Annotated in this window: 15 protein-coding genes; 8 read left to right on the top strand and 7 right to left on the bottom strand. The window is 71.5% G+C overall.

Annotated elements, in window-relative coordinates:
* The 4 genes from LCD31_RS17115 to LCD31_RS17100 form a co-directional block, all read left to right on the top strand.
* Positions 1-974, top strand: a 974-nt coding sequence (locus LCD31_RS17115) for a YwqJ-related putative deaminase (RefSeq protein WP_224959377.1), incomplete at its 5' end; no start/stop codon positions are given.
* 14 nt (positions 975-988) lie between these two features.
* Positions 989-1,336, top strand: coding sequence for a toxin-antitoxin system YwqK family antitoxin (locus tag LCD31_RS17110; protein ID WP_224959376.1), 348 nt, complete (start codon positions 989-991; stop codon positions 1,334-1,336).
* A 135-nt stretch (positions 1,337-1,471) separates the two neighbouring features.
* Complete coding sequence (locus LCD31_RS17105) at positions 1,472-1,918, top strand: hypothetical protein (protein WP_224959375.1); 447 nt, start codon at positions 1,472-1,474, stop codon at positions 1,916-1,918.
* A gap of 45 nt (positions 1,919-1,963) precedes the next feature.
* Positions 1,964-2,323 carry a toxin-antitoxin system YwqK family antitoxin gene (locus tag LCD31_RS17100; RefSeq protein WP_224959374.1) on the top strand — a complete coding sequence of 120 codons (360 nt, stop codon included), beginning with the start codon at positions 1,964-1,966 and terminating at the stop codon, positions 2,321-2,323.
* Positions 2,324-2,338: 15 nt separating this feature from the next.
* Here the strand turns inward: LCD31_RS17100 and LCD31_RS17095 are convergent, their stop codons facing one another.
* From LCD31_RS17095 to LCD31_RS17080, 4 genes are all read right to left on the bottom strand, one after another.
* Positions 2,339-3,010 (bottom strand): endonuclease V, encoded by a 672-nt coding sequence (locus LCD31_RS17095; protein WP_224959380.1) that lies wholly within the window; start codon positions 3,008-3,010, stop codon positions 2,339-2,341.
* A 180-nt stretch (positions 3,011-3,190) separates the two neighbouring features.
* Positions 3,191-4,618 carry an aldehyde dehydrogenase family protein gene (locus LCD31_RS17090; protein WP_224959373.1) on the bottom strand — a complete coding sequence of 476 codons (1,428 nt, stop codon included), beginning with the start codon at positions 4,616-4,618 and terminating at the stop codon, positions 3,191-3,193.
* Between the two features lie 115 nt (positions 4,619-4,733).
* A complete protein-coding gene (locus LCD31_RS17085; protein ID WP_224959371.1) occupies positions 4,734-5,468 on the bottom strand; it encodes an alpha/beta fold hydrolase in 735 nt (244 codons plus the stop codon).
* Positions 5,469-5,749: 281 nt separating this feature from the next.
* Positions 5,750-6,361 carry a DsbA family protein gene (locus LCD31_RS17080; protein ID WP_224959370.1) on the bottom strand — a complete coding sequence of 204 codons (612 nt, stop codon included), beginning with the start codon at positions 6,359-6,361 and terminating at the stop codon, positions 5,750-5,752.
* 321 nt (positions 6,362-6,682) lie between these two features.
* Between LCD31_RS17080 and pepN the strand changes: the two genes are divergently transcribed.
* Positions 6,683-9,262, top strand: a complete 2,580-nt coding sequence (pepN, locus tag LCD31_RS17075) for an aminopeptidase N (protein ID WP_224959369.1) — start codon at positions 6,683-6,685, stop codon at positions 9,260-9,262.
* A gap of 77 nt (positions 9,263-9,339) precedes the next feature.
* Here pepN and LCD31_RS17070 read toward each other — a convergent pair whose 3' ends face one another.
* Together LCD31_RS17070 and LCD31_RS17065 are read right to left on the bottom strand one after the other, a co-directional pair.
* Positions 9,340-9,825: a DUF5130 family protein gene (locus LCD31_RS17070; RefSeq protein WP_224959368.1), complete on the bottom strand. Its 486-nt coding sequence runs from the start codon at positions 9,823-9,825 to the stop codon at positions 9,340-9,342.
* Positions 9,812-10,078 (bottom strand): hypothetical protein, encoded by a 267-nt coding sequence (locus LCD31_RS17065; protein ID WP_224959367.1) that lies wholly within the window; start codon positions 10,076-10,078, stop codon positions 9,812-9,814. Before LCD31_RS17065 ends, LCD31_RS17070 begins: the two co-directional genes overlap by 14 nt.
* A 794-nt stretch (positions 10,079-10,872) precedes the next feature.
* On the opposite strand from LCD31_RS17065, the gene LCD31_RS17060 reads away from it, so the two are divergent.
* Positions 10,873-12,027, top strand: a complete 1,155-nt coding sequence (locus tag LCD31_RS17060) for a hypothetical protein (RefSeq protein WP_224959366.1) — start codon at positions 10,873-10,875, stop codon at positions 12,025-12,027.
* A gap of 16 nt (positions 12,028-12,043) precedes the next feature.
* On the opposite strand, the gene LCD31_RS17055 is transcribed toward LCD31_RS17060, so the two are convergent.
* Positions 12,044-12,667 (bottom strand): HNH endonuclease, encoded by a 624-nt coding sequence (locus tag LCD31_RS17055; RefSeq protein ID WP_374108067.1) that lies wholly within the window; start codon positions 12,665-12,667, stop codon positions 12,044-12,046.
* A 255-nt stretch (positions 12,668-12,922) separates the two neighbouring features.
* Between LCD31_RS17055 and LCD31_RS17050 the strand changes: the two genes are divergently transcribed.
* Together LCD31_RS17050 and LCD31_RS17045 are read left to right on the top strand one after the other, a co-directional pair.
* Positions 12,923-15,028 (top strand): prolyl oligopeptidase family protein, encoded by a 2,106-nt coding sequence (locus LCD31_RS17050; protein WP_224959365.1) that lies wholly within the window; start codon positions 12,923-12,925, stop codon positions 15,026-15,028.
* A 191-nt stretch (positions 15,029-15,219) separates the two neighbouring features.
* Positions 15,220-16,212 carry a mechanosensitive ion channel family protein gene (locus LCD31_RS17045; RefSeq protein WP_224959364.1) on the top strand — a complete coding sequence of 331 codons (993 nt, stop codon included), beginning with the start codon at positions 15,220-15,222 and terminating at the stop codon, positions 16,210-16,212.
* The last annotated feature ends 9 nt before the right edge of the window (positions 16,213-16,221 follow it).

Genomic DNA, 16,221 nt, shown 5'->3' with positions numbered 1-16,221 from the left:
CCAGCGCCGGCACCGACGGCTTCCACCCCACCCGAGACGGCGAAGACCCCGGCCCAGCCCCGGACGACGCGGAGAGCCGGGGAGACAACGAGGACCGTTTCGAGTCTCATCGACGACCGCACGTACCCTCGGACATCGCTTTGGGCCAGGAGCTGGAACGCGTTGGCGCCCAGGACGACACCCGCCATATCGACTACGAAGGCGGCGTCATCACTCATATCGACGGTTCTCCCGTCCACCAATACGTGCGCGACTCCGTCGAATCACGCCAGCAAGGAATCCAGAATGCCGTGGAGGACAATTTCAAGGGCGGCAAGCTGAAGAGGGATGCCCCGCACACTGACGAGAACGACGTCCCCTACACCAAGAGGTCCCTCGGCAAGGTTCGTGCCGCCGTCAACGCCGTTGCAATCGATCGACGTACCGGCGTGGTAGCGGAGGGAATCAATGGAACACCGGACAAGACGCCCCTGAACAGGGATCTGCATCCCGAGCTGCGAAAGCACATCGCGGCGATGAGCGGCAACCCTGCACAAACCGATCTGAGCGACATTCCCCAATCCGAATTCCCGCACCACGACACCCCACAGCGCCATGCGGAAGTCAAGGCACTCAACGAGCTCATGCGAACACGGGAGAAGATCACCGGGGATTCCATCGATTCACCCGAGAAGTTCCAAGAATTCCTCGATGACGTGTATGTCGATGCTCGCTTCACCTTCAAAGACGAGCCGCACGACATTGCCACGTGCTGTGCTAACTGCGCCCGCATCGTTTCCGGCCCCGACTCGCTGCCCGCCAACAAGCACGATGAAGCCGACCTGTCCGCAGGGGCGACGATGGCGCCAGGCGGATACACCATTGGGGAAGACCCTGAAAGAAAGGGTTCGCGCGAACGTGTTCCGACTGAAGTGGCGAACCCGGACTACCATGAACCACTGGGCCGGCAAAATGCCGCCCGAAAGGCCAGATGACGCAAGGGGAAAGAATGCTCCGAGTCAGCGAAGATGAACTTGACGAGGGCCCCGAAGGACGTGTCCACTACCAAGGACAACCGTTCACCGGAGCAGAGGAGGACTCTTCGGAAGACGGCACGCTGCTGTACTCCACCGAGTACGCGGACGGCCTCCAAGAAGGTCTCGACCGCGAGTGGTACCCGGACGGCAACCTCAAATCCGAGGGCGCCTTCCACCGCGGATCTCCGACGGGAACGCACCGCACCTGGCGACCGAACGGGACGATCGCAACCGAGGCGGACTTCGCCGAGGGCGGGCAGCTGATCCGCCGCAGAACTTTCAGCGCGACTGGAGATCTCGTCGCGGAAGAAACGAACTGAGCCGGTCCACCGCGCGCCAGGGGGTCAACGGGTACGGGCGACTGCGTCCCCACTTCGCCGACGCACGGTGCTCCGGCGTGCACTGAGCTTCTCCGGCCGGGTCGGCCCACGTGCGGGAACGGATCAGAGGACACGATGACGAACCTGGAACTGGACCCCGTCGAGCAGAAGGCGCTGCTGGACGAGGTCACCGACCTCGTCCAGCGCTCCGCACCGCAGGACTGGAGCCGCCTCGCCGTCGAGTACAAGGCGATCGGACGCCACGTCCAAGTAGGCGCGGGGGCGAAGAACTCGGCGGGCGAACTGGTCCAGTGGGCACCTCCGGAGGAGGTGTGGAACCTGCTCTGGCGCCTGCGCGTCGGCATGCACCGGCCACGCCTGGGCACCTGGTTCTCCCCGTTCTACCGGCTGAACCCACCCGCCGACTTCGAGATCGTCTACAACCGGGACAACCCACCGCAGTGGCACGACGAACCACCGTTGCGCGCGTACACCGACGAACAGGCCATGTTCCCCCGGGACGAGCCGAACCTCCCGGCGTGGTTCGCCGACAAACTGCGCGCAGCGGAGAAAGCGAGCTGATCCGCCCCGGCACTCGCGCGGAGCCGAGCAGCGGGGAGGACCGCCGTGGGTGAGGTTCGCGTCGACGAGGACGACATCGAGATGGATCCCACCGGTCTGGTCTTCCACCGCGGCGAACCGTTCACCGGCGTCGTGGTGGAACGGTCCGCGGACGGCGAACTCGTCTCCACCCGCTCGTACTTCGCCGGATACCCCGACGGCCCCTACCGGGAATGGCGGTCCTCGGGACGGCTGCGGAAGGACGGCCGGATGCGGGACGGCAGGTCCGTCGGCAGCCACCGCGAGTGGCACGCGAACGGCCGCCTCGCCGAACGGCGCGAGTTCGACGCCGCCGGGAACCTCGTGCGCCACGAGCGGTGGGACCGCGGCGGAAACCTCGTCGTGGAGCCGACCGGGCGCCGGTGACCGGAGCGGGCGCGCTCAGGTGCCGCGGGCTTCGGCGCGGCCCAGCCGGTCGGCGGTGCGCGTGGTCTCCGGCAGGCGGTAGTGCGGGGTGAGGCGCAGGACCAGCTCGCACGCCTCGTCGAGGGTGCAGCGGTGGCCGACCGAGACGAACACCGGCTTCACCGCGCGGCGGGTGCGCAGCGCGGCGCCCACCGGTTCGCCGTCCAGCAGCAGCGGAGCCCGATCACCGCGTTCCGGGCCGGGCGGGTCGTAGCGGCCCAGCGCGGTCTTGCCGACGCCGACGCTCGGCAGGTCCGTGAGCACCCCGAGGTGGCAGGCCAGCCCGAACCGCCGCGGGTGCGCCAGCCCCTGCCCGTCGCAGACCAGCACGTCCGGCTCCACCTCCAGCCCGGTCAACGCGGCCAGCAGCGGCGGTGCCTCGCGGAACGCGAACAGGCCCGGCACGTACGGGAATGCGACGCGGGACCGCACCACCGACCTGTCCACCACGGACAGCTCGGCGAGGTCGAGCACCGTGACCGCCGCGATCACCTCGTCGTCGTCCGCGCCGTAGGCGACGTCCAGCCCGGCGGCCGTGCGGACCTCCGCGGGGAACCCGTCGAACCGCACCTCCGACCGCAGCCGTTCCTGCACGGCGACGGCCTCCGCCTCCGCCGACGGCCACTCGTGCCACTCCCGGACCTCGATCACGCCACCAGGTTAAGCAGCGGGAGCCGGCGGGGTCAGGTGCCGGTCCAGCACTCGTCGAGCCGAGCGCTCGCCTCCTCCTGGGACATCCGCCGGACCTCGGTCTCGGGGAGCCGCACCGTGTTGATCAGCAGGTCTCGACCGGGAGCGGTCCGGAGCGCCGGGCCGGTCGTGCGCGGCTCACCGGAGGATGGCCTTGACCTCCAGGAATTCTTCGAGGCCGTGCCTGCCGAACTCGCGGCCGTTGCCGGACTGCTTGTAGCCGCCGAACGGGGCGTTCGGGTCGACCGCGCCGCCGTTCACCGCGACCTGCCCGGTGCGCAGCCGCCGCGCCACCGCCAGCGCCCGCTCGTCGGAGCCGAAGACGGCGCCGGACAGGCCGTACTCGGAGTCGTTGGCGATCGCGATCGCCTCCTCCTCGTCGCGGTACGGCAGGATCGACAGCACCGGGCCGAAGATCTCCTCGCGGGCGATCGTCATGTCCGGGGTGACGCCGGTGAACACGGTGGGGCGCACGAAGTAGCCGGTGTCCAGCCCCTCCGGCGCGTCCGGCCCGCCCACCGCCACCGAGGCTCCTTCGGCGATGCCCTGGCGGATGTAGTCGACGACGCGGTCGCGCTGCACGTCCGAGACCATCGGACCGATGCGGGTGGTCTCGTCCGCGGGGTCGCCGACGGTGTACTTGGCGACGGCGCCGACCGCGAGCTCCACCGCCTCCGCGTAGCGGGATTCGGGGACGAGCATCCGGCTCAGCGCGTTGCAGCTCTGACCGCCGTTCGGGAAGCAGCCCGCGGCGCCCAGCTTCACCGCCTTCGCGAGGTCCGCGTCGTCGAGGACCACGTTCGCCGACTTGCCGCCGAGCTCCAGCGCCACCCGCTTCACCGTCCGCGCCGCCACCTCCGAGACGCGGCGACCGGCGCGGGTGGAACCGGTGAACGACACCATGTCCACGTCGCGGTGCGCGGCCAGCGCCTCCCCCACCACCGGGCCGGTGCCGTGCACCAGGTTGAACACCCCGGCGGGCAGCCCGGCCTCCGCGACGACCTCGGCGAAGATGGCGGCGGTGAGGGGGGCGACCTCGCTGGGCTTGAGCACCACGGTGCAGCCGGCGGCGAGCGCCGGGGCGACCTTCGCCACCACCTGGTGCAGCGGGTAGTTCCACGGGGTGATCGCCGCGACCACTCCGATCGGTTCCCGGACGATCAGCGAGCCACCGGACTCCTCGCTCCACTCGTAGCCCTGGTCGAGCAGGTCGGCGATGCCGCGGGAGGTCGCCACCGGCACGCTCGCGTGCACCTGGGTGGCGAACGTGATCGGCGACCCCATCTCGGCGGTGACCGTCGCGGCTATCTCGTCGCGGCGCCGCGCGATGCCCTCCGAGATGCGGCGCACCGCGGCCGAGCGCTCCTCGACCGGACGCGCGGCCCAGTCGTCGAAGGCGGCGCGGGCCGCGGCCACCGCCGCGTCCACCTCCTGGACCGTTCCGGCGGGGACCGAGCCGATCACCTGCTCGGTGGCCGGGTCGACCACCTCGATCCGCTCCCCGGCCCCGGCGACGTACTCGCCGCCGATGACGTGGTCGGTCCGGCTGGTCGTGGGCGCCGCCATGAGTTCCTCCGGGAGATCGATGATCGGGCTTCCACCGAGCCTGGCACACCCCGGAACGCGCGCGCACCCTCCGAAGATCGGAAATTTCGGGCGGGCGGCGAGCCGGAACGCCGGTTCAGGACAGCCGCTGCAGGAACGCGGCCACTGCGGCGCCGAACTCGGCGGGCAGTTCGACCGGCGGCGTGTGCCCGCACTCCAGCAGCACGGGTTCCGGCGCGTCCAGCGCACGCGCGAGCTCACGCGCGTGCTCCGGGGTGCGCGCGGTGTCGAAGCGGCCGTGCACCACGAGCGCGGGCAGTCCCGCCAGCTCGCCGAGCCGCGGGAGCAGGTCGGTGTCGCGCTGGCTGCGCAGCACCGCCAGCACCGCCTCCCGGTCGAGCCCGGCCGGATAGGCGTCGAGGAGTTCGGCGACGGCCGCGGGTGGCGGCAGGTGCACCGAGCGGCGCGCCACCGCCCGCCACAGCTCGGGTCCCCAGTTCCGCGCGACGCGGTCGATGATCGCGTCCACGTCGCCGTGGCCGCGCATGTTCGCGCCGCTGTCGCAGCAGAGCACGCCGCGCACCGCCGGAGCGTGCGAGGCCCGGTCGTGCAGCGCGGCGCACAGCGCGATCACCGCACCAGTCGAGTGCCCCAGCAGCACCACCGGCCCGTGCTCCGCGGCCGTTTCCGCGACCCGCTCCCCGAGCCGCGCCACCTCGTGCGGCCCGGGCCATTCGAGCCACGGCGCGACGAGCACGTCGGTGCCGGTCGCCTCCGCCAGCCCGTCGAAGATCACCGGGTCGCACATCGTGCCCGGCAGGCACAGCAGCGCCGGAGCACCGGGCGTCCGCGCGCCCGACCGCGTGATCACCACCTTAACGCCCACCGCGACACCCCCACCGGCCCGAACATCCACCGACCCGAACACCACTGGCCCGAACACCACCGAAGCCGGGACGCTACAGCCGCGATCCCCGTCCTGTCAGCGGCGAAACCGCTGCGCCGACGACCAGCGCACCCGCGGGTTCGCAGCGGCCGCCTCGCGAGGACGGCGATGTCTCCGGTGGCGCGGAGCCACCGGAGACGTCGGGCCCGCGGCGAGATGACCGCCGAGGCTCCGCCACCCGACCGCCGGGCGACCGCAGCCGGGGATCAGTCGAAGCGCGGGGATTCGGTCCGGGTCCGCTTGAGCTCGAAGAAGTACGGATATCCGGCCAACGTGCGCGCCGCGTCGAACAGCTCGCCCGCCTGTTCCCCGCGCGGGATGCGGGTGGTGATCGGGCCGAAGAACGCCACCCCGTCCACGTGGATGGTGGGGGTGCCGACGTCGTCGCCCACCGGGTCCATCCCGGCGTGGTGGCTGGCGCGCAGCTTCTCGTCGTAGTCGGTGACCTCGGCGGCACCCGCCAGCGACGCGGGGAGCCCGACCTCGTCCAACGCGGCGGCGACGACCTGCTCGAAGTCCTTGTTCCCCTCGTCGTGGATCCGGCGCCCCAGCGCCGTGTACAGCGGGCTGAGCACCTCCTCGCCGTGCTGCTCGGCGGCGGCGATCGCGACCCGGACCGGGCCCCACGCCCGCTTCATCAGGTCCTGGTACTCCGCCGGGAGGTCCCGCCCCTCGTTCAGCACCGCCAGGCTCATCACCCGGAAGTTCAGGTCGATGTCCCGGACCTGGGCGACCTCCAGCATCCAGCGGGACGAGACCCAGGCGAAGGGGCAGGCCGGGTCGAAGTAGAAGTCGACCTTCGGACGCTCGGTGCTCATGGACGAACCCTCCACAGTGCTCCGTGCTCCGTGCTCCAGCACGGAGATCGATCGGCGCGGGCGGACGCCCGCCACCCGTACAACCCGGCACGGCCCGCCGCTCTTCCCGTTCGACCCGAACGAGTGTGGAATGTGCCGGTATTCCCGGATGAACGGCGCCCGAGCCGCGAATTCCCCGGAATTCACGGGCTCGCCGACACGCCCGGCGGCGATGATCAGGCGTCGGGCGGCACGGCCGCGCCCCGGCGTGATTGGATTTCCAGCGCCCCGCACCGGCGCGGATCGTCCGGTGCGCCATCCCAACGAACAACGAGGTGATCCGTGGCTCCGCCGAACCTCACCCAGGACCAGGCTGAACAGCGCGCCGCGCTGCTCGACGTCGAGTCCTACGTGATCGAACTGGACCTCTCCGACGGCGCGGACGGGCCGGACGTGCGGACCTTCGGTTCCACCACGACGGTGCGGTTCCGCAGCACCCGGCCGGGCGAGTCGACCTGGATCGATCTGATGGCCGCGCAGGTGCACGGGGCGACGCTCAACGGCGTCGAGCTCGACGTGTCCGGCTACGCCGAGGACACCGGGCTCGCGTTGCCGGAGCTCGCCGCGGACAACGAGCTCGTGGTGCGCGCCGACCTCTCCTACACCAACACCGGTGAGGGGCTGCACCGCTTCATCGACCCCGTCGACGGCGGCGTCTACCTCTACAGCCAGTTCGAGACGGCCGACGCGAAGCGGATGTTCACCTGCTTCGACCAGCCCGACCTCAAGGCCACCTACCGGATCACGGTGCACGCGCCCGCGTCCTGGAAGGTCATCTCCAACGCGCCCGCCGAGATCACCGGAACCGGTGATACCCGCACCCACGCGTTCGAGACCACCGAACGGATGTCGACCTACCTGGTCGCGCTCGTCGCGGGCCCCTACGCGGAGTGGCGCGACGAGTTCCCCGGCGAGGACGGCCAGGACCCGATCCCGTTGGGCCTGTACTGCCGCGCCTCGCTCGCCGAACACCTCGACGCGGAGCGGCTGTTCACCGAGACCAAGCAGGGCTTCGCCTTCTACCACAAGGCGTTCGGGGTCCCCTACCCGTTCGGCAAGTACGACCAGTGCTTCGTGCCGGAGTTCAACGCGGGCGCCATGGAGAACGCCGGCTGCGTCACCTTCCTGGAGGACTTCGTCTTCCGGTCGAAGGTCACCGGCTACCTCTACGAGCGCCGCGCCGAGACCGTGCTGCACGAGATGGCGCACATGTGGTTCGGCGACCTCGTCACCATGCGCTGGTGGGACGACCTGTGGCTCAACGAGTCGTTCGCCACCTGGGCCAGCGTGCTCGCGCAGGTCGGCGGCACGCAGTACACGAGCGCCTGGACCACCTTCGCCAGCGTCGAGAAGTCCTGGGCGTACCGGCAGGACCAGCTGCCCTCCACGCACCCGGTCGCCGCCGACATCCCCGACCTGCAGGCCGTCGAGGTGAACTTCGACGGCATCACCTACGCCAAGGGCGCTTCGGTGCTCAAACAGCTCGTCGCGTACGTGGGGCTGGACAACTTCCTCGCCGGGCTGCGCGGCTACTTCGAGCGGCACGCGTGGGGCAACGCCACCCTGAACGACCTGCTGCTGGCCCTGGAGGAGGCGTCCGGGCGCGACCTGTCCTGGTGGAGCGCCCAGTGGCTGCAGACCACCGGCCTGAACATGCTGCGCCCCCGGTTCAGCACCGACGACGAGGGCCGGTTCACCGAGTTCACCGTCGTGCAGAACGGCGCCCGCCCCGGTGCCGGTGAGCACCGCACCCACCGGCTCGCGATCGGCGTCTACGACGACGACCCGGCCACCGGGCGGCTCGTGCGCACCCACCGCGTCGAACTGGACGTCAGCGGTGAGCGCACCGCGGTGCCCGACCTGGTCGGCGTGCACCGCGGCAAGCTGGTGCTGGTCAACGACGACGACCTCACCTACTGCACGATGCGGCTCGACCCCGAGTCGCTGGCCACGCTCATCGACCGGATCGGCGACATCGAGCAGTCGCTGCCGCGCGCGCTGTGCTGGTCCACCGCCTGGGAGATGACCCGGGAGGCGGAGCTCAAGGCGCGCGACTTCGTCAGCCTCGTGCTCGGCCGCTCCGCCGACTCCGGGATCGGCGCGGAGAGCGAGATCGGCGTGGTGCAGCGGGTCCTGCTGCAGACCCAGACCGCGCTGGCCTCCTACGCCGACGCCGACTGGCAGCCTGAGGGCTGGGACCGATTCTCCACCCGGATGCTGGAACTGGCGCGGGCCGCCGAACCGGGGTCGGACCACCAGCTGGCGTTCGTGAACACGCTGGCCTCCTCGGTGCTCGGCGAGCAGCACCTCGCGGCGGTGCGCGGCTGGCTGGACGGCACGGAGCCGCTGCCGGGGCTCGCCGTCGACACCGACCTGCGCTGGCTGCTGCTGCAGGCGCTCGTCGCGCACGGCGCCGCCGCCGAGGACGAGATCGACGCCGAGCTCGACCAGGACCGGACCGCCACCGGCCGCCGCAAGGCCGAGCGGGCGCGGTCGCTCATCCCCACCCCGGAGTCCAAGGAACGCGCCTGGCAGCGCGCCGTGCACGACGACGAACTGCCGAACGCGGTCAGCGACGCGATCATCGCCGGGTTCCAGCACCCGGGGCAGCGCGAGCTGCTGGCCTCCTACGTGGAACGCTACTTCGCCGAGATCGACGAGGTGTGGCAGCGGCGGTCCAGCGAGCGCGCGCAGCCCACCGTCATCGGGCTGTTCCCGTCCTGGGCCGTGCGGCAGAGCACCGTCGACGCCGCCGACGCCTGGCTCGCCGAGGAGCGGCCGGCGGCGCTGCGGCGGCTGGTCTCCGAGGGGCGGGCCGGGATCGTGCGAGCGCTGGCCGCGCGCGAGTTCGACCGCTCGTAACCCGCGGGCACGAGAACGGGGGCGGACCTGGTCGGGTCCGCCCCCGCTTCACGTTCGGGTCGAGCGCCGGGTTCGGCTCAGCGCTGGGTGCCGGCGGCGTCGGCGAGCATCCGCAACGCGCTGAGCAGCCCTTCGATCATCTCGCCCTCCTTGAACGAAGCGACCATCGTCATCAGCGCCAGCTGGCAGCTGCGGTCCGGGACGCGGCGCTTCGACTCCTCGCCGGTCACGATCTCCACCGCTCGCTGCTGCGGCGACACCGCCAGCAGCACCCCTTCGGCGGCGCGCGCCCCGAGGTTGGCGTGCAGCTCGCCCGCGGTCTCCCGGGTCTGCTCGCCGAGGTCGCCCAGGTACACCGCGAACTCCAGCCCGGTGCTGCGGCTGGAGAGGGTGAGCGCCTCGTCGAGCCGGGCGAGCTGACCGGTGCTGAACGGCAGGTGCGGCCCTTCCGGGCGGACGCGCCGGGCAATGGACAGCCGGCCGGTCGCGGTCACCGCCTCCCCGGTCGCCAGGTCCTGGTCGCCGCCGGAGCGGCCCTCGCCGGTGATCTCACCAGTGGCCACGTGCGCCTCCCCGGTCGGTGCTGTGCGCGTGCTCGGCTGCGGCGGACGCCGTCTCCGCGGAGTCCTGGTCGCCCGGCGGCGCGGTGCTCACGCGCGCCGGATCGGCCACCCAGAACACCGGGGCGAACTCCCAGTCCTGCCCTGCGCGGTATCGGGAACGGGTCAGCTTCGAGCGGAGGGTGATCAGCGCGACCAGGAGGTACACGGACGCCGGGATCACCGCCAGCACGAGGAAGGTCTCAACCGCAGTCACGCTGAGCACGGTAGCCGATCACGTCGCCGCGTGGGACGACGCCACGGCACGCCCGTGTCCTCCGCCCGAGGTCCGGCCGCCGCCGCGAACCGGCCTGTGGACAGCCCGGCATTCTTGTGGACAACTCCGATCCGCTTTTCCGCGCACGCGGAACAAGACCGGCGAGACCTCTTCGCCACCTGGGGAAACGACAATTCCTCGCGCACCGGATCGCGCGGATCGATGCAGAATCCGACCGGCGGAATCGGCATCGCGGCTGACCGATCCGCCCGCGCCCAGGAGAACGCGACTTCAATTTCCGGTGAAAACACCGTGCGTCCGAACGGGTGAGCCGGGGCCGTTCTTGACACGAGAACGGTTTCGTGCGAGGACCCTGCTCTTCGGACCCGCCCCGCCACCGCGGTCACTCCTGGTGCCGGGGACCGGCGCCGAACAGGGGGTTCGCCCCGCGGAACGGGCTCGGCAGGACCATCCCGAGCGTCGCCGGCGACTCCCGCGACCGCCGACGCCGACCGCCGCGGCGGCGCACGGGCCAGGCCACGCCTGGTGAGCAGCGCACGTCGATTCCGTGACCGCACGTGACCATCCCGGCCCTGAGCAGGACAAGGGCTACCGAAAGTCACTAGTCAAGCGTGTCGCGCCTCACGTAATGTAACTCTTTCAGCGCAATCGCCGCCGCCGAATGGAGCCCATCCAGAAGGTCGCAGCGGGCGGCGAGTTGGCGGCTTGTTTGAACGCTCCCGCGCTTCTAGTTTTTCACCTGTATGGGTCTTGCATATTTGATCACTAGCCCCATGGACAGTCCATTCGCCTGCGGGAGGCACACCATGTCGTCGATCAACACCGCCGCTCAGCGCAATCTTGGCACCATTTTCCAGAACGCGCAGCCCCTTGTCGAACACGTTCCGCACACGGCTTCCGGCATCCGCATCAGCGGGACGGATCGCGGGGTCCGGATCAGCGGTGCGGACCGGGGCGTGCGGATCAGCTCGCAGTCCGGAGTCCGCATCAGCGGCGCCCGGCGCGGCGTGCGGATCAGCTCGGCGGACCGCGGGGTCCGCATCAGCGGCGAGGGCCGGGGTGTGCGCATCAGCGGGCAGCAGCGCGGCGTCCGCATCAGCGGCGAAGACCGCGGTGTGCGGATCAGCTCGCGGGACGTGCGCATCAGCGGCGGCGACCGCGGCGTCCGCATCAGCGGCGAAGACCGGGGCGTGCGGATCAGCTCGCGGGGCGTGCGCATCAGCGGCGGCGACCGCGGCGTCCGCATCAGCGGCACCGAACGCGGCGTCCGGATCAGCGGCGAGGACCGCGGTGTGCGGATCAGCTCGCACGAGGGCGTCCGCATCAGCTCTCGGGCAGGCGTGCGGATCAGCGGCGAGGAGCGCGGTGTCCGGATCAGCTCGCGGACCGGCGTCCGGATCAGCGGCACCGAACGCGGCGTCCGGATCTCAGGTCACGACCGCGGCGTGCGCATCAGCTCGCAGGCAGGCGTCCGGATCTCCGGTCAGGAGCGCGGCGTCCGGATCAGCGGCGAGGAACGCGGCGTCCGGATCAGCTCGCGCTGCGGGGTCCGGATCAGCTCGCGGGCGGGCGTCCGCATCAGCGGCGAGAACCGCGGGGTCCGGGTCAGCTCGCAGCGGCGCGGCGTCCGCATCAGCAGCCGGGCCGGCGTGCGGATCAGCGGCCAGCAGGGCGTGCGCATCAGCAGCACCGACCGCGGCGTGCGGATCAGCGCCCAGGACCGCGGCGTCCGGATCAGCTCGCAAGCAGGCGTCCGGATCAGCTCGCAAGCAGGCGTCCGGATCAGCGCAGCCGAGCGCGGCGTCCGGATCAGCTCCCAAGCGGGCGTGCGCATCAGCTCGGCCAGCCGCGGCGTCCGGATCTCCGGCCAGGACCGCGGCGTGCGGATCAGCGGCCGGAGTTCCCGTCAGCTCACCGCGGCGGCCTGACGTGCCCGCAGCGCCGTCACGCCGCCGATTCGCCCAGGTACGGCAGCCACAGCGGGTCCGTCTCAGACAGCCCGGCGATCAGCCGCCAGTGCCTGCCGCGCGGAGCGTGCGGGGCCACCGGCAGCTGCCAGCCCAGTTCGCTGAGCGTCTTGTCCGCCTTGCGGTGGTTGCACCTGGTGCAGCAAGCGACGCAGTTCTCCCACTCGTGCGGCCCGCCCCGGCTGCGCGGCACCACGTGATCGATCGTCTCGGCCCGCCCCCCGCAGTACACGCAGCGATGCCCGTCGCGGTGCATCAGCGCGGACCGGGTGAGCGGGACGCGCCCCCGGTACGGGACGCGGACGAAGCTGCTGAGCCGGATCACCGACGGCACCTCGTGGCTGCTGGTGGCCGAGTGCAGCACCAGTCCCGCCGAGTCGCCGTGCACGACCTCCGCCTTGCCGCAGACCAGCAGCACGATCGCTCTGCGCAGCGGAAGCGCGGTCAGCGGTTCGAAGGTCGTGTTGAGCAGCAGCACCCGCCGCTTGCGCCAGGCGGGTGCGGAAGTGCCCGACTGCCCGGCGGGCGGCGCGTGGCACAGCGTCGCCCGAGGCGCGAGCCCGGCGGCCGCGCCTGTCGGAGTCGGTATTCGGTCGTGCACGCGACCACCTCCACCGGTTGGCAAGGACCAGTCGACCACAATCGACACCCCGAACGCACGTGTGATTCACCACGTGCTAGCCACCTGCGCCGCGGGCCGAGTCCGAGGTCGCGGCGGACCTGAGCGATCTCCGAGGTCCGACCGGCTCCACTGCGCCGATCGTATGGGCTCCGGTGTTGATCGTTCAGGGTGAATTCGGCGAATGCCGCCGCACCCGCACCGGTCCCGGCCCGTTCCCCCGTATCGTCGGCGGGCGTGACGAAGGTTCAGCCGCCCCTGTCCTACCCGCACGCCGAACGCGCCGACGTGGTCGACGACCTGCACGGCAGGAGGGTTCCCGACCCGTACCGCGCGCTGGAGGACCCGGCCGACCCGCGGACCGAGGAGTGGTCCGCCGCGCAGGACGAGTTCGCCCGTGCCCGGCTCGACGCGCTGCCCGGCCGCGCGGAGATCGCGCAGCGCCTGACGTCCCTGCTCTCGGCGGGGTCGGTGTCGGCCCCGGTGTGGCGGGCCGGTCGCGCGTTCTTCACCCGCCGCGCGCCGGGCCAGGAGTTCCCGGTGCTGTACCTGCTCGACGAGGACGGTTCGGAGCGGCCGCTGCTGGACGTCACCGAGCTGGACCCGTCCGGCCTCACCACGCTGGACCGCTGGTCGCCGAGCCTGGAGGGCGACCGGCTCGCCTACCAGGTCTCCGTCGGCGGTGACGAGGAGTCGCTGCTGCACGTGCTGGACGTGACCACCGGCGAGCTGCTGGAAGGCCCCATCGACCGGTGCCGCTACTCGTCGATCTCGTGGATGCCGGGCGGCAACGAGTACTTCTACGTGCGGCGGCTGCCGCCGGAAGCCGTGCCGGACGGCGAGGAGCAGTTCCACCGCCGGGTGTGGCGCCACCAGGTGGGCGCGCACCCGGACGACGACCTGCTGGTGCACGGCGACGGCCTGGAGCACACCTTCTACTACGACGCCCGCGTGTCCCGGGACGGCCGCTGGCTGCTGGTGCACGGCAGCCCCGGCACGGCGCGGCGGGACTCGATGTGGATCGCGGACCTGTCCGGGGACGGGCGGCTGCGCCAGGTCGTCGACACCTCCGAGGGCATCCGCGCCTCGGCGTGGGTGGAGCGCGACGGCCGGCTGTACGTGCAGACGACGCTGGACGCCCCGCGCTGGCGGCTCTGCGTCGCCGACCCGGAGGCACCGGAACCGGCGAACTGGCAGGAGCTGATCCCCGAGGACCCGGATTCGGTGCTGGAGGCGGTGCGCTGGTTCGACGACGGCACCGACGACCCGAAGCTCGCGGTGCTGCGCACCCGGCACGCGGTGTCCGAGCTGGCGCTGCACGACCCGGTCACCGGCGACCGCACCGAGCAGGTCCCGCTGCCGGGCACCGGCCAGATCACGGCGCTGACCGCCGTCGACGAGGAGACCGAGGGCGACCGGGACCGGCTGTGGATCGGCTGGACCGACTTCGCGACGCCACCCTGCGTGCACCTCTACACCCGGGCCTCCGGCACCACGCGGCAGGAGCGGCGCGCACCGGGCGCGGCGGAGCTGCCGGAGGTGCGCTCCTCCCAGGTCGAGTACACCTCGAAGGACGGCACCACCGTCCGGATGTTCCTGCTCTCGCCGACCGCCGAACCGGACGTCCCGCGGCCCGCGCTGGTCACCGGCTACGGCGGGTTCTCGCTGTCGATGGAGCCGTCCTACTCCCCCACCGCGCTGGCCTGGGTCGCCGCGGGCGGGGTGTGGGCGCTGCCCTCGCTGCGCGGCGGCGGCGAGGAAGGCGAGCAGTGGCACCGCGCGGGCATGCGCGAGAGCAAGCAGAACGTGTTCGACGACTTCCACGCCGCGGCCGAGCACCTGGTGTCCACCGGCTGGACCTCCCCGGACCGGCTGGCGATCACCGGCGGCTCCAACGGCGGGCTGCTGGTCGGCGCGGCGCTGACGCAACGCCCGGAGCTGTACCGGGCGGTGGTGTGCTCGGCGCCGCTGCTGGACATGGTGCGCTACGAGAAGTTCCTGCTGGGCCGCACCTGGAACGACGAGTACGGGACCGCCGACGACCCGGAGGAGCTGGACTGGCTGCTGTCGTACTCGCCGTACCACGCGGTCGCCGAGGGCACCGGCTACCCGTCCGTGCTGTTCGCGGTGTACGAGTCCGACACCCGGGTCGACCCGAACCACGCGCGCAAGATGTGCGCGGCCCTGCAGCACGCCACGAGTTCGGACCCGCAGCAGCGGCCCGTGCTGCTGCGGCGGGAGACCGAGGTGGGGCACTCCGCCCGGTCCGTTTCGCGTACCGTGGGCCTGGCGACCGACCAGATCGCCTTCCTAGCGGAGGCCACCGGGCTCCCCCTCGCCTGAGCGGTCGCCACCTCTGACAACTCAGTCGCGGTAGGCGCGTGCCCGTCCAGCGGTGCGCGGCCGGCTCCGGGAACTGCGGACGGCGGGGCGTCCGCAGCTCCCGGCAGGCAGTCGGCCGGCACCGGCGCGGGGCGCGTCCTGCCGCGGTGCGATTCGACGTTCGCAACACCCGAGCATGGAGACCCCGACCCATGACACCCCCGCTGTTGACCCAGCCGCTGCTGACCCAGCCGAACTGCGTCGAGGACGACGGCAGCTGGTGCCAGACCGTCTTCTCGTGGACCGGCAACGAGTGGCTGGCGATGTACTCCGAGCTGCTCATCGCCAAGCCGCTGAACATCGTGATGATCGTCATCATCGCGCTCCTGGTGCGCTACTTCGTGCACCGCACCATCTCCCGGCTCACCAGGGGCAACGGCGGCAAGACGCCGAAGCTGCTGGTGCCGCTGAAGGAACGCCGCCCGGAGTCCTCGGCGATGGCGCTGCTCTCGGAACGCCGGATGCAGCGGGCCCGCACCATCGGCTCGGTGCTCAAGTCGCTGTCCTCGTTCGTGATCTTCGGCTTGGCGCTGATGTACGCGCTGAAGTCGCTGGGCATCGAACTCGCCCCGATCCTGGCCTCCGCCGGGGTGCTGGGCGTGGCCGTCGCGTTCGGCGCGCAGAACCTCGTCCGGGACTTCCTGTCCGGGATGTTCATGATGGTCGAGGACCAGTACGGCGTCGGCGACATCGTCGACCTCGGCGAGGCCAGCGGCACCGTGGAGGCCGTGGGCCTGCGCGTCACGACGCTGCGCGACCTCAACGGCACCGTCTGGTACGTGCGCAACGGCGAGATCCTGCGCGTCGGCAACTCCAGCCAGGGCTTCGCCGTCGCCGTCGTCGACTTCCCGATCTCGCACACCAGCTCGGTGGAGAAGGCCATGGAGGTCGCGCTCCGCGTCGCCACCGAGGCCGCCGCCCGGGAACCGCTGTCGAAGGACGTGCTGAACCCGCCGGACATGCTCGGCGTCGACAAGATCACCTCGGACACGATCACGCTGCGGCTCACGGTGAAGGTGCGGCCCAGCACCCAGTGGGCGGTGCAGCGCAGGCTCCGCGTCGCGATCAAGCGGGCCTACGACGAGGAGAACATCGAGCCGCCGTACCCCCACGGCCGGCCGCAGCTGGACTCGGCCCAGGTATGAGCGGTGCCG

Source organism: Saccharopolyspora sp. 6M (genome assembly GCF_020176775.1).
Taxonomy (GTDB): domain Bacteria; phylum Actinomycetota; class Actinomycetes; order Mycobacteriales; family Pseudonocardiaceae; genus Saccharopolyspora_C; species Saccharopolyspora_C gregorii.
Note: the sequence above shows the minus strand (reverse complement) of the source record. Positions and strands in the feature narration are given on the sequence as shown.